We start from the raw sequence: 14,513 nt of genomic DNA on the forward strand, positions 1-14,513 counted from the left end.
AGCAGCAACAGCAGCAACAGCAGCAACAGCAGCAACAGCAGCAACAGCAGCAACAGCAGCAACAGCAGCAACAGCAGCAACAGCAGCAACAGCAGCAACAGCAGCAACAGCAGCAACAGCAGCAACAGCAGCAACAAAAGTCTCAGAATGACGCTAAACAAGAGCAAGGACAGCAGTCACAAAACCAGCAAGAACCTGAAAATAAACAAGAAAATCAGAAAGCTGAGCGACAAAAAGCGAAGAAAGAAGAAGAGAAACAAGGCGAGCCAAAAGGTGAACCTATGCAGGCTCAAGCTCAACCAGAGAAAACGCCTCAGGACGATCCTGAGTTCCGTCGCTTAGAAGCAGTAGAAAGCGCGCGTGACCCTAGTTTCTTGATTCGAGCTCAAATGCAGCTTCAAGCGCAACAAAAACAACGTCCACAACAATCTAATAAGGAGTGGTAAGTCCATGATGAAAAAAGGCGCAAAACTGGTCTTTGTTCTAATGGCCAGCCTACTAACTAGCTTTTCGGTTTTCGCACAAACCCTTCAAGCCAGTGTAAACAAAACTCAGGTGGCGCAGAACGAAGTGATCAACCTAAGGATCATGGCAGATACCGAGCTTGGCTCAGACGCAATTGATTTCGATGTATTGAAACAGGACTTTTTTTTAGGGCAGCCTCGTTACGGTCGTTCAAGCAATAACATTAATGGTCACAAAACCGTTCGAACAGAATGGAGCATCTCGATTGCGCCGATGAAAGAAGGTGTTGTTACGATTCCAAGCTTTTCTGCCGATGGCATGACAACAGAGCCTATCAAGCTACGAGTCACCAAGGGGCAAGCAGAACCAAACATGGATGAACTGTTTAGTTTCAATATGGATGTGGATAATCATACGCTTTATCCTCAACAATCCACTTCAGTACGCATGCAACTGGTCATCAAAGCGGATCCTCGTCGCCTAGATAACCCTCAAATCATCCCACCAACTATTGAGGGGATGAAAATCGAACCGGCAAGCGATGCAAAACAAGGTCGCCATATCATGGACGGTCTTGAAGTTACCGTCGTGGAGCAAGCTTTCAACATCACAGCTGAAAAGCCGGGATCTTACACACTGGTAGGCCCTCATTTGACTGGTTCTTACATCTACAGCGACAGTCTAACTGGTTCTACCAAGGTCATGCCAATCAATACCAAAGCAGAGCAAATGCCGATTACCGTGAAGCCTATTCCGAAGGACTTTAAAGGTAACTGGCTACCAGCCTCTGCACTGGAAATGACACAAAGCTGGCAAGATGAGCAAGGTAATCCACTGTCTGTGAATGTGATAAATACTGTGAAACAAGGTTCTTCGATCACTCGTACGATTCGCATTCGAGCACATGGTACTCAAGCGGAGTACTTGCCACGCATCAGTATTGTTTATCCAAGCACCTTGCGTGTTTACCCTGAACAACCGCAATTTGAGACCTCACGTGATGGCACGGTAACCATGACGGTCAAGCAGGTGTTGATTCCGACGGAGGCCGGTAGCCTGACACTTCCTAGTTATTCGGTGAACTGGTGGGATAGCAATCGAGATCAAGAAAGAAAGGCTGAAATTACTCAGCTCAAACTGAATGTCGAAAAGAGCGATAGTGGCTTAATCACGCTGCCAGAAAGTGCTTTACCAGCACAACCAGCGACAACATCTGCACCTGTGGTTCAAGGTGGTGTGGATTCTATCTGGAAAACACTGACATTCGTATTTGGTGTGCTGTGGCTTGTCTCATCGACGATTGCGTTTGGGCTTTTGAAAAAACGTAGAACGCCAAAGGCAGAAAAAGTTGAGACGTCGACTCACGGCTCATCATTGCAAGATCTAGAAAACATCATCAAACAAGGTGACAGCGTCAAGATTGAAAGAGCAGTTAACGACTACTTAAACACTCACCACCTCAGCAATGAGTCTGAAGCAGTGAAAGCCGTGAAAGAAGAGCTGAATGTGATGAACCACTCTCGTTTTAGTTCAACTCAGCAGGAATGGAAACCCAACTCTCTGATCGCCAAGGTCAAACAACTGGCTAAAGAAAAGAAAACAAAACCTAGTCATAAGCTAGAAAAGTTGTAGCCTTTTCACCTTACTAACGAAAAATGGCAACTCTTAATGAGCTGCCATTTTTGTATCAACTGGTTTCTGTTTGATTGATAGCCTCTTCATCAATTCCTTTCACACAATTTCGACCATCATGTTTAGCTTCATACAAAGCTTGATCGGCTAATTGGTATAAGCGATCAAAATTAAACTCACTGCACACACTCTTAGAGCACGAATAGCCAATAGAAACGGTCAAGAATCCTCCTTCAGGGTTGTGGTCGTGACGGATATGCTCATCTTCAATACACTTACGGATGCACTCTGCACGATTCGAAACGGCACGTTTCCCAGCGCCAACCATCAGCAAAACAAACTCTTCCCCACCTATACGACAAAATACCTCGTCCTCATTATGTGTATGATGCTCAAGAATATTACCAATTCGAATGAGCGCAATATCCCCTTCAAGATGACCATAATGGTTATTAAACAGGCCGAAGTGATCAATATCTAACAAGATTACGCCGAAACTCATATGTTCATCAGTATCTAAGGTGCAATACTTTTCCATCACATGCTCTAACATTCGACGGTTGCCCAATCGAGTCAAAGGATCGAGTTTTGACAAAATTTCAAGTTGACGATTCGCTTCCTCTAGCTCTTTAGTTCTGTTTTTCACTTCTAGCTCTAGATTTTCATTCAGCTCTCTGATCGCTTCTTGGGCTTGAGTACGTTGCAGCACTTCAGCAAGGCTAGAAGCAAACATACGAATCACTTCGCGAAGCTGTGAAGTCAATGGCGCTCGGGTAAGAAGGTTATCGACTGATATAAATGCAATCGGGCCACTGCTATTCGAGGTCAGCACTGTCATTGCCGCCCAACCAAAACCAACAATATTGCAATCATGGTAAATTGGGACCGACTCTTCAAAAGCAACTTCATTCGGCATAGAACGAGCGAGATTAATCAACGAAAAATCTTGGGTTTCACCAAAGAAATAAGATTCATCAACCACATTCCCTTGAATATCAGTTCCCCATGTCCCTTGCATATAAGAGCAGCTCTCATCAGTCAGGAAGACAGCCATTCGGTCGATACCTAAATTCTGTATCGCGAAGGTAACAGCAGACTTACATACGTCACTTACCGTTATACAGCGAGAAAGCTCTACCATACTGGAATGCAGCATTCGAACATTCTGCTCTTGGCGTTTACGAATGTAAATTTGAGAAAATAGTGAGCCAAATGACTCAAGCATCTGTTTTTGGTATGCAGTAATTGGCTTTCGGTGAATAAAGTTATCAAGTGCAAACCATCCGAAAGGCTCGTTTCCATCACGTAGAATGAGCATCGCATTCCAGCCTTGCCCTACGACTTTTCCCGCGGTGTATATTGGAGTGTCCTCAACAATCACCAAATTACGCTCAGTCCCCGACAGAGCGGTAATGTATTCCTCACCTAATTGGTGAAGATCATATTGAGTATGAAATTCACCAACCGTTTTGCAATGTTCATTGGTTCCATAAGTTCCGCTAAAACTTCGCTTTTTCATATCGAGCAGCATGAGTGTTGAACGGTCGAACCCTAACCGCTCTCGCAATGCTTCAACAGCTTTCAAATAGAGATCTTTGAGTGAGTCTGGGTTAGATATCTCAAGCGCGACCTGCTGAACGAGCTTCATGTTATCAATAAATCTTTCACGCTGATGGATTTCATCAACGTACTGAGCTTCTCGAATATCACGATTTTTTACTTCTAACGAAGCGTTTTTTTCGGCTCGAATACACTGCCAACGAGCAGCTGCCAACTGTAGAACATCATAACTTTCTTCGTAGATATTGTGTGCGGTTCCTGATTTAACGCCTTGAATTAGTAAATACGTCCGCTTCAAGGGAGCATTGTCTAACATCATAATGTAGCTATCGCCGCCATGCTCTTCGACAAAAGACCAACTACATGTGTTAATTGCCAAAGGGATAAGGCTTTCTGACGTATCAAACTGCTCAGCCCAAACCCAAAAATCTGACGGGTACGTTGAAAAAGGGCTTAGTTCTCCAATAGAGAATCGAATATTTTCAGTGGCTGTTGTAAGCGGGTCATCAAATATGACGATGGCCTGAGGAGAAATAAGATTTTGTATATATTCAAAAATGGCTTCAGCCAAAAGCCTGTGATCTCGCGTAGCGGAGACTTTTCTTATAAAACTTTTTAAATTCACCGTACCAACCCAGCCTGCTTACTTTTTTATTTTCGATAAAAAACTAACCGTAGGGTAATATGCAATCAATGGAATCCAAGTTGAGCTGTTAAGTCTTTCGCAAAAAAAATGGACTTAATATCACAATCGAGAACCTTTCAACATTTTTAGACATATGTTTCATTCAGGTTACATAATGTACAAATATGCAGTTCAAGAAATTAATTTAGATGGCGTTGTAAACGCGCCTAATAACCAACTGACATAAAAAAGCCCTTCATAAAGAAGGGCAAGAGTACCATCGCTTATAGTTATTCATGTGTATCAACAAAATGTGTGATTAACCAAAGTCACCATTGACATAACCTTGAGTACGGTCGTCTTTAGGGTCGCTGAAGATAACTTGAGTATCGTCGTGTTCAACCAATTCGCCCATTAGGAAAAATGCAGTGCGGTCAGAGATACGACGTGCTTGTTGCATCGAGTGAGTTACGATTACGATAGTGTAGTTCTTCTTCAACTCTTCCATCAGCTCTTCGATTTTGTGTGTTGCAATTGGGTCAAGTGCCGATGTTGGTTCATCCATCAGAATCACATCAGGTTCCATCGCGATTGTACGTGCGATACATAGACGTTGCTGCTGACCACCAGATAGACCAAATGCATGTGACTTAAGACGGTCTTTCACTTCGTCCCAAAGCGCTGCGCCACGAAGTGAACTCTCAACCACTTCATCAATGTGCTTCTTATCTTTGATGCCTTGAGCGCGTAGACCGTAAGCCACGTTCTCGTAGATGCTCATCGGGAATGGGTTTGGTTTTTGGAATACCATGCCCACTTTGATGCGAAGGTCAGCAACGTCAATGTTGCCGTAAATGTCTTCGCCATCCATTGACAGCTTACCCGTGATCTTTACGCCTTCAATAAGATCATTCATGCGGTTCAAACAACGTAGTAGTGTTGATTTACCACAACCAGAAGGACCGATAAGCGCCGTCACTTGGCGAACGGGAATAGGCAGGTTGATTGATTTCAGTGCTTGGTTGTCACCGTAAAACAGGTCTAGGTTTTCAATATCAAACTTGTTCATTTTCTTAATCTCTTAAATCTTGAATTCGTGTCTTTTAACGTGCGTTCTTAATTCGTTTTGTTAGTAAGTTGCTGTGTTAAAACGTCGTGCAATCAGTTTTGTAAACATGTTGATCAGTAGAACAACAACAATCAAAACTGTCGCCGTACCGTAAGCCTGATTCCATTCTTCAATGGTAAACAGTTCGGTAGTCAGTTTGTATAGGTGAACGGTTAGCGTACGACCTGAATCCAATAAAGAATCCGGAATACGTGCAACCATACCTGCTGTCAGGAATACTGGAGCAGACTCACCAATGACACGACCAATACTTAGAATGACCGAGGTTAAGATACCTGGCATTGCGCTCGGAAGAATCAAACGCCAGATAGTGTAAATCTTAGATGCACCCAGGCCGTAAGAGCCTTCACGGTACGTTTGTGGTACTGCCATCAACGCTTCTTCCGTAGTACGGATGATAACTGGCAGGATAAGGATACTTAGCGTCAATGCACCCGATAGAATCGAGAAACCAAGGCCAAGAATCGCCACGAAGAAAGTCATACCGAACAGACCGAAGATGATCGACGGGATACCCGCCAACGACTCAGTACAGAATCGGATGATTTTCACCAAACGGCTGCCCACTTTCGCGTATTCGGTCAAGTAGATTGCCGTCATAATACCGAGTGGCGCGGCCACCGCGATAGATGCGATAACCATGTAAATTGTCGCCACAATCATTGGGAAGATACCGTGCTCTTCACCTGTACGCGTGTAGTTATCAGTAATGAAGTTCCAATCTACGTGTTGTAGACCGTTTGATAGGATGTACCAGATAATCCAGAACAAGAAACCTACCGTCAGTGCTGCCGAGATCCAGACAAATGCGTTAAAGACATTATCTTTGAACTGGCGTGCTTTTTTCAGTTTTGCGCGATCCATAATAGTCACCTTTAACGAGCGATTACTTCGCTTTTTCTCGGTTTAGGTACAGCAGTACAGCGTTCAACGACATGATGAAGACCAGAAGTACCACACCTGTAGCGTAAAGTGCGTTCGCATGAACACCACTTGCGTAAGACATTTCAATAGCGATGTTTGCGGTTAGCGTACGTGCCGAATCAAGGATACCTTCAGGCATTGCCGGCGCGTTACCCATAACCATGATGATCGCCATGGTCTCCCCCAACGCGCGACCAATACCCAGAATTACACCAGTCATGATGCCTGAGCGAGCCGCAGGAACGAGCAATTTAAAGATGGTGTAGATTTTTGAAGCACCCAGTGCCAAAGAACCTTCTTTGTAAGTACGAGGTACCGCTCGGATAGAAGTTTCAGATACCGTAATTACCGTTGGTAGAATCATCACACCAAGAACAATGATACCGGCCAAGATAGTGTTACCTGCTGGTACATCAAACACGTTCTGAATCAATGGAACGATAATAACCAAACCAAAGAAACCGTAAACCACCGAAGGGATACCCGCTAGCAGCTCAACCGCTGGGCGGATAATGTCAGCTAAACGCTTTGGTGCGATTTCAGCGATGAAGATAGCGGTCAAGACTCCAACTGGAACACCGACTAAAACAGCGCCTGCTGTTGAGGCGATAGAAGCAACAATCATGGTTGCAACACCGTACAGTGCCGGTGGTAGCCAGTTTTGGCCTAGAACGATACCCGAGACGCCCGCTTCTTGGAATGCCGGGATACTCTCTCGAATGATGAAGTATGCGATAACTGCTAATGATACGATGCCGATAACAGCACTCGTTAGGAACAAGCCATGGAAGATGCGTTCTCTCCAATCAACGCGGCGTTTTTCACGTAGGCCGGGCTTGCTGATCGCGTTAGCGTCTGTAGTCATAAGCTTTTCACTATTTGTTGCGATGGTCATAAAAATCTCACGGTTCTTTGCAATGGCGTCGAACACAATGGATAGAAAAGGCTCAGTCCAAAATGGTGGACTGAGCAAACTTAAGAGTCCCGATGGGATTAGTTAACTGAGATGTAACCTTTTTGGTCAACAAGTGCTTGCGCTTCGTCAGTTAGCATCCAGTCTAGGAATTTTTGAGTTTCAGCTGATGGCTTGCCTTCTTTGTAAAGAACAAGGAATGGACGAGCAACTTTGTAAGAACCGTTCTTCACGTTGTCTACAGAAGCTTGGATGCCATCAATTGGAAGTGCGTTTACAGAGCCATCAACTGTACCTAGAGAGATGTAGCCGATTGCGTATGGGTTAGAAGCAACCATGGTCTTCAGAGCACCATTACCATTAGCAACTTGAGCGCGTTGAGAGATTGCCGATACTTTCTTACCAGAAATTTTCATTTTTAGAGACATGATGTCTTCGAATGCGCCACGAGTACCAGAAGCCGTGTCACGAGTGATGGCTACGATTGGCTTGTCTGCACCACCAACGTCTTTCCAGTTTGTTACTTCACCTTTGTAGATTGCAGTAACTTGCTCAGCTGTTAAGCCTGATAGTTTGTTTTTTGGGTTAACAACAACTGCGATACCATCTAGAGCAACGGTCTCTTCTTTCAGAGCCGGCTCTTTCTCAGAGTCCTTTAGGTTACGAGAAGACATACCTAGGTCAGCAGAGCCGTTCTTCGCTGCTTTAACACCTGCAGATGAACCAGGGCCTTGAACTTCGATAAATACGTTCGGGTTTGTCTTCATGTATGTTTCAGAGAAAACTTCCATCAGTGGCGTTACGCTGCTAGAACCCACTGCAGAGATAGTTTCTTTAGCAGAAACAGGAGTCACTGCCATTGCGCCTAGAAGTGCGATTGCACCGATTACTGTCTTTTTCATCACAATTTCCTTTAAGTGGCTTTATTGCCGTTGTTTTTCACTTGAACGGTGCTCACTTTAGAATCCAAATATGACAGTTGTGTTTCACTTAGTTGAAGCCTCTATGACATATGCATTTTCACTTCATCTCTCTCCAATAGAGTAAAAACTCAAACTTAACTTTATAGCTCATGACAAATTTCATAAAACAACCCGTGAAAACCATATGTTTTTGATATATATCATAACAATTTACCTTCAGTAAGTGATTGAATTGTCGCTTTTACTCTTTACACTCGTTAACTTTAATTTATTAAAACGATAACTATTATTTGTCTATTGAGGGTCACACATGCGTCAATTACTCGGCACGCTTTCTATCAAGCAGCAAGTACTCACTCCTGTTGTTTTTACGATCATTTTGCTCGTTATTGGTTTAACGATCGGAATCAGTAAGCTTGAACACGCTTTTGATAGGGTCACATCATCAACCAACAGCTTAATCGTTCATAAAGAAGAGCTTAGTTCTATTGTGGATAATACTTATGCTATGCGTATTAAGGCGATCTACAGTTTGTTCAGAGCAGAGGATCTGAAAACATTAAACCAAGATCTCGCCCAACGTCAGAATCATAACGAGCAGTTTTTGGACTCAATCAGCCAACTAGCCGGGATCGAAAATGACGTTCTTGCTATGAAGAAAGCGATGAATCACTACGTTGACTTTACGCGCAACACCATGACTCCTCTGTTACAAAAAAAACACAATGCTAGCTACACACCGCCTAATTTCGAGCAGGAATATAACAGTGCAATGGCGGCCTATCGTGTTGCTGGCGACGCGATGATTAGCGCTATCGACAACTTGTCCAAAAAGCTCAACTCAATCGTTTCTCAAGAAGTCGAGCTAAACGGAAAAATGCACTCATCTACGCTAAATTTAAGCATTGTTGCGCTTGCGATCATTCTTGTTGCTGCTTCTATAATCAGTTGGCTACTTGCTAATGCGATTGTTTCGCCTATTCGTCGTCTTCAGCAAACCATGAAGGAAGTTGCAAAAGGCAATTTACTAGTAGAGGCTGACGAGGATGGTAAAAACGAAATTTCACAGCTTTCTCAGGATGTAAACCAAACTATCCAACAACTTCGCGGAACCGTTGGTTCACTAGTTAGAATCAGTGAAGATGTCGCTTCAGCGTCTACGGAACTTGCAACAGTAATGACGCAAAGCAGTGCTAACTCGGATCAAGAGAAACTAGAAGTCGAGCAAGTTGCTTCAGCGGTCAATCAGTTAGAATCAACCGCAGCAGAAGTGTCATCAAATGCTCAGCAAGCTGACAATGCAGCTGTCGAAGCTAGTGACATCACAGCAAAAAGCTTATCGATGTTTGCAGAAAGTACTCAAGCAAGTGAAAAAATGGCGCAGCAATTAAATGATGCAGCCACCGTTGTGACCTCACTCAAAGACCAATCAGAACAAATTGGCAAAGTAATTGAAGTCATTGAAAGTATCTCTGAACAAACCAACCTACTAGCGTTAAACGCAGCAATTGAAGCTGCTCGTGCAGGTGAGAGCGGTCGTGGGTTTGCGGTTGTTGCCGACGAAGTTCGAATGCTTGCGGCAAGAACGCAAGAGTCGACCAAAGAGATCCAAGTAATAATTGAGGAGCTGCAGCAACAATCGGGACAAGCTAACGAGAGCATGAACTCAAGCCTCGAGCTACTGAATGATAATCAAGTGCTAGCAAGTTCTGTAAATCAGTCGCTAAACGATATTCAGCATGCTATTGAAAACCTGAACGGAATTAATACCCAAGTAGCCACTGCATCTGAAGAGCAAAAACAAGTCACGTCTGATATCAATAACAACTTGAGTACTATTTACGAGTTGGTAAGCCAAAACGTAACAGGTATCACTCAGTCAGCCGCGGCGGCGCAAGAGCTGTCTGGCTTAGCAGAAAACCAAAAGCACCAACTTAAGCAGTTCCAAGTTTAAACACTCTGCTCAACACGATAAGTTTCAAAGGTTAGAAAAGAAAAAGCTCCGCACTGGCGGAGCTTTTTAATATCTGGATTAGTGAAAATCAAACGGTGTGATTATTCTTCGTCAGTGACCAGTAGAACAGAGAAAGTGTTCGTTGGCTCTAGTGGGTTCCAGTTGTAAACCTCACCATTGAATGAATCAAACACCATAACATTTGAACCATCACCGTTCGGTGTGTTACTCCAGATGTAACCAGCATAGTCACCCACCTCTAGCGTGTAACCACTTGCGAATGCAGTGCCGTTCATCGCAGGGCTGTGGCAAGCACGTTCCGTCAACGCGACCAACTCCTTAATGTTTGGCAAGCGCCAGTTCTTTTTGCCCGCGAAGTCATGTAAAACATGATTACCTGATTCATTACGGATCTGCTCAGCAGTTAACAGAGCTAGCTGCCATGACATCTTAGTCGCCGCGCCGTCACAAGTTTCGTTTGCCGCATTCCACGTTGAGCCAACAGGGCAACGCATCCAAGTTAGGCCCGTTTTTAAATCCGTTACCGTCCCAGCATCAGAGTAGGTGTAACGAGAGTTAGGCGCTGTTTTTCCAAAATCAGTTGAACACTCTTGTGCCGCCATGGCTACTTGAGAAGCCAGAACAAGAGATAACGCGGTGATTAGTTTCTTCATCTTATTGGCCCTTTACTGCTACTAGACGGATTGGGAATTGGAATGACGCGCCTGCATCACGCTCCACTTTGTCAGAATAAATTTCAACAAAGCTGACGTAGCCACGGTCAGCGCCTTTCGCTGCAACGACTGCAAATTGAAGCGCACCTTCGTAGTTAGCAGGAGAGTAATTATTAAATGTGAAATCACTCAGCCAAATAGCACCTGATTCAATATCTGGGCTGCCCTTACCCTGTTGAGGGAAGTAAGCCGTCGTCATACCATAGACATTGCCGTCGACATCTTTCTCTGTCTCACCTAAGTCGAGAACATCGTAGAACTCTTGGTATGTTGGTAGGCGCCAGTCACTAATTCCACATAGTGATTGCTTGTTTATATGTTCAACATATTGGCTTGTTGAACAGATGCCATCAGCAGCATCCACACAACCAACGACTTCAAGATCTTCGTAATACGGTTTGAATGTTGCTGACTCATACACGAATGTACGATCTTTAAATTGAACCGAGCTCGCATCCGCACTCTTGTTTTCCCAAACAAGACCAGTACGCTCGTCCATAGTACAAGCCCACTCAGTGGCATCTGCAGCTAAAGCAGCACCTTGTGAATCTAGCTTAACGAACTTAAAGCCTGCGCCTGTCGACGTTTGCTTGTCCTCTTTGTCGAAACCGTATTCCGCATCTTGACCTGGGTAAGACGTTTGCACTTCTGCTACATCTGTATCGCCATCTGCAAAGTGAAGCACTACACCAGTATCGTTGCTGCCGACAGTTTGTTCAGCAACCACTGCAATCTCTTCAGCAAATGCACTCACTTCCGCTTCAGACAGAAGATCAGAGGCCAACGATTTACCTTGGAAGCTAAGGCTTTGAGCAAGCAACGCTACGCCTTTGGTCATTTGTTGTGGTTGCATCACAGCTAATAGCGCAACCGTGTTTTGCTCTAGCTTGTCTAGCTCGCTGGCTTGTACGTTAGACATCACCGTACCAGACAGAGAAACGCCGGCATCGGTGAGTTGCGCTTTCACGATCTCTTCAGCTTGAGCAACGGTTTTACCGTCAACCACAAGACCTGCGAGCAACGTTGTTACACCATTGACAGTGTTGCCCGTTGCTAAGTTTTGACCCGGAGCAGCAATTCGTAATGTTTGGTTTGAACCTTGTTCAACTTGAGCAAGAATAGTGCTAGTTAATACATTTTTATCGCTTGATGTTAGACTAAATTTGCCGGCGTTATCCGTCTTAGCACTTGGCTCATTCGTATCACAAACGTAGTTTTGGTTTAAATCGATACATACTGGCGTATCAAGAAGTGTACCTGCGGAAACGACGGTGCCAGCCACATCATATGTCGGTGCCGATGTGTCGCCACCAGAACCACCGCCACAGCCAGCAAGGGCTAGTGACATAGCAACGAAAGAATATTGAAACTTCATAGATTTTATCTTCTTTTGATTTTGATTAACGAGAGCGAATCACTCTCACCATTGAAAGCAGAAGCAGCCCTAGCAAGGCTAAAGGTGAACCACTACCACCCGAACCACCACTACTGCTTCCTTTAGTGGTATCAGCACTACACTGATACTGAGCGAAGTGACTCACACCCCACTCCTTCAATACACCGGAGTTCCCTGACACGCGGTCAGACACTTCAAGACGCCAAGTACCCCAACTCGGTTGACCGACAAGAGCTTGTAACTCCTCATCATACTGAGCTGTAAAGTAACCTTTAAATCCATTGGTATTGCTTGATTGATGGTTGAGTAGCACCACTGATTTACCTTGCGGAGAGATAAGCGCTACTTGCAAATCCTGCAATGAGTCATGTTCGATGTTCAGGTAAACCGCAAACGAATCATCAATCGTATGTGACTTGTCTGATAGCGTTTGAGCAAACAGTCTGTCGCCTTGCTCCGGTAGCGCGGTATTCACTGATTGAGGTTGAATGTCTAGCTTTGGCGTACCGTTAACTAACTTCACATTTTCTTCCCACTGGCGCGCTTTCAAACCTTCACTAAATTGGTAATCCAATGAAATAGAAGAGTCGAACTGCGTGCCACACGTCAGACCGCTTGGTAACGCCACCTTCATTGAGGTCGAGTCAGAAAGCGTTTCATCAAAATCGAAAACGGATGCGTTATTTAGCTGCCATTGCCCTTTGATGCTTGCTTCGCGGCCAGTTTGGCTCAGGCTCACCCCAACGTCTTGACCTTGTGCGATGTATCGAGCGTCATAGCGAACACGAAATGGTGCCTTGAGCAAGTTGTGTTTGTTGAAGCTGTTCATCAGGAACTGGGCATAGTCTTTCTCAGGGAACAAGGTGCTTGCAGCAAACACTGTCGATTCCGCAAGGTCATGCATTTTCACGCCGCGACCAATACCGTACATACCTTCCAGTACGATGGCATCAAACTCGCGGAAGACCTTATCTGTACCATCACTGTATCGTTCAACCGATGCTTTAAGCGCTTGGAAAAGCGGCGTTGACCACAACTCATCACCATTCTCTCCCCCAACGCTAATATGAGCTGGGTATTCTGCGCTCTCAAAGTAGCGCGCTCTTTGGTTCCAAAGACTACGAGTCGTTTTGCGTGTCCCGAACACGCCGTCCCAGTTGAACACCGTATCTAGCTCGAACTCTTGACCACGACGCGATGCATCCGAATATTGAATACGGTAGCTCGCGCTGCCCGCCCAGTAATCAGCAAAACCCTCTGCGATAGCACCAGTATGACCGTACGCCCAATCCGGTACGATTTGGTAATGAATGCCATGCCCAAGCTCGTGTATCACTACATCAGCATCGACTGCATCCGGAGAAACACCACCGACACCCAGCATGAGTGCTTTCGGACCGTAATAGTAAGTAGAGTTATCTTTTGATAAACCGCGAGCATCAAAACGAAGCGGTTCGTCAAACAAGTCGTAAGTTAGGCTTGTCAGATATTGGATCGAACTATCAAGGTGATAAAAAGCCATCAACTGTGGGAACGCATTGTCACCAAACTCGGTGCTCTGCATCTCATCAACACTGCCAAATGCTTGAACCCCTTCTGCGCTGACAAAATCCAACGTATCGAGTACAGGCGCTTCACCAGGTGCTGGGGCTGCAAATAAGCCCGTCGCATCCACTTGCTTTAATCTTGGGTTAGAGAGATAGAACTTACCGCCGGACTTTAAAACCTCAATCGACTTGGTTACGTACTCGATCGACTGAGGGTAATCAGACAGTGCTGACCACGTCGATTCTGGTGCCCCTTGCTGTTGCATGGTGCGAAGATCTGGGTTGAATAAAGAAACCTCAACATCAACCAAACTTCCAGAGCTCAAAGCCGGTGGCTCTTGTGCTTGCAGTTGGCGAGGCGATTCCAATTCCATTGCAACCGTTGGTTTACCGTTACGAATGATCGTATCGTCAAGGCTCTTAAACACTCGCATAACGTGATGATTTTTATCGGTTGTGACTACGAGGGCGCGCTGTGCTTGATATTCACCGTTTACCCAAACATCAAAGTTGTAGTGTTCACCAAGCTGAGACTGGGTTTTGTAACGGAACTTAAACTCGCCCGCTTCTGAGTAGTGGCTGTCTAGATAAGTTTTCGCTTGCGCTTCATTCGTTACCACAGAGTCCGTTGCGGGATAATCCCACTCTGCAGCCTGCGCCGCAGGGGTACATGCAATAAGTAGTGAAAACGCCAATGGTTTTAGCTTCATG

General features: G+C 45.0%; 10 protein-coding genes and 1 pseudogene. 3 read left to right on the forward strand and 8 right to left on the reverse strand.

Annotated features, from left to right (window positions below; translation table 11 throughout):
- Both ACTS60_RS01325 and ACTS60_RS01330 read left to right on the forward strand, forming a co-directional pair.
- Positions 1–446, forward strand: a pseudogene (locus tag ACTS60_RS01325) (hypothetical protein); the annotation flags it as partial.
- A 4-nt stretch (positions 447–450) separates the two neighbouring features.
- A complete protein-coding gene (locus ACTS60_RS01330) occupies positions 451–2,097 on the forward strand; it encodes a BatD family protein (RefSeq protein WP_440886839.1) in 1,647 nt (548 codons plus the stop codon).
- Positions 2,098–2,152: 55 nt separating this feature from the next.
- Here ACTS60_RS01330 and ACTS60_RS01335 read toward each other — a convergent pair whose 3' ends face one another.
- The 5 genes from ACTS60_RS01335 to ACTS60_RS01355 all read right to left on the reverse strand — a co-directional run bounded on the left by ACTS60_RS01335 (position 2,153) and on the right by ACTS60_RS01355 (position 8,150).
- Complete coding sequence (locus ACTS60_RS01335) at positions 2,153–4,228, reverse strand: GGDEF domain-containing protein (RefSeq protein ID WP_440886840.1); 2,076 nt, start codon at positions 4,226–4,228, stop codon at positions 2,153–2,155.
- A 373-nt stretch (positions 4,229–4,601) separates the two neighbouring features.
- A complete protein-coding gene (gene pstB / locus ACTS60_RS01340; RefSeq protein WP_038873314.1) occupies positions 4,602–5,351 on the reverse strand; it encodes a phosphate ABC transporter ATP-binding protein PstB in 750 nt (249 codons plus the stop codon).
- A 60-nt stretch (positions 5,352–5,411) separates the two neighbouring features.
- A complete protein-coding gene (gene pstA, locus ACTS60_RS01345; protein WP_005441059.1) occupies positions 5,412–6,275 on the reverse strand; it encodes a phosphate ABC transporter permease PstA in 864 nt (287 codons plus the stop codon).
- Between the two features lie 22 nt (positions 6,276–6,297).
- Complete coding sequence (pstC, locus tag ACTS60_RS01350) at positions 6,298–7,230, reverse strand: phosphate ABC transporter permease subunit PstC (protein ID WP_440886841.1); 933 nt, start codon at positions 7,228–7,230, stop codon at positions 6,298–6,300.
- Between the two features lie 98 nt (positions 7,231–7,328).
- Positions 7,329–8,150, reverse strand: a complete 822-nt coding sequence (locus ACTS60_RS01355) for a phosphate ABC transporter substrate-binding protein (RefSeq protein WP_440886842.1) — start codon at positions 8,148–8,150, stop codon at positions 7,329–7,331.
- Positions 8,151–8,481: 331 nt separating this feature from the next.
- Here ACTS60_RS01355 and ACTS60_RS01360 point away from each other — a divergent pair, with 331 nt between their 5' ends.
- A complete protein-coding gene (locus tag ACTS60_RS01360) occupies positions 8,482–10,125 on the forward strand; it encodes a methyl-accepting chemotaxis protein (protein ID WP_440886843.1) in 1,644 nt (547 codons plus the stop codon).
- Positions 10,126–10,226: 101 nt separating this feature from the next.
- Here the strand turns inward: ACTS60_RS01360 and ACTS60_RS01365 are convergent, their stop codons facing one another.
- Genes ACTS60_RS01365 through ACTS60_RS01375 form a run of 3 tightly spaced genes read right to left on the reverse strand, consistent with a single transcriptional unit; the run spans position 10,227 to position 14,512 of the window.
- Positions 10,227–10,799 carry a DUF1566 domain-containing protein gene (locus ACTS60_RS01365; protein WP_440886844.1) on the reverse strand — a complete coding sequence of 191 codons (573 nt, stop codon included), beginning with the start codon at positions 10,797–10,799 and terminating at the stop codon, positions 10,227–10,229.
- Between the two features lies 1 nt (position 10,800).
- Entirely contained in the window at positions 10,801–12,234 is a 1,434-nt protein-coding gene (locus ACTS60_RS01370; protein WP_440886845.1) for an Lcl domain-containing protein, read from the reverse strand.
- 25 nt (positions 12,235–12,259) lie between these two features.
- On the reverse strand, positions 12,260–14,512 hold the full coding sequence (locus tag ACTS60_RS01375) for a proprotein convertase P-domain-containing protein (RefSeq protein ID WP_440886846.1): 2,253 nt from the start codon (positions 14,510–14,512) through the stop codon (positions 12,260–12,262).
- Between the last annotated feature and the right edge of the window lies 1 nt (position 14,513).

Origin of the sequence: Vibrio sp. WZ-1 (assembly GCF_052037695.1) — a bacterium.
GTDB lineage: Bacteria > Pseudomonadota > Gammaproteobacteria > Enterobacterales > Vibrionaceae > Vibrio.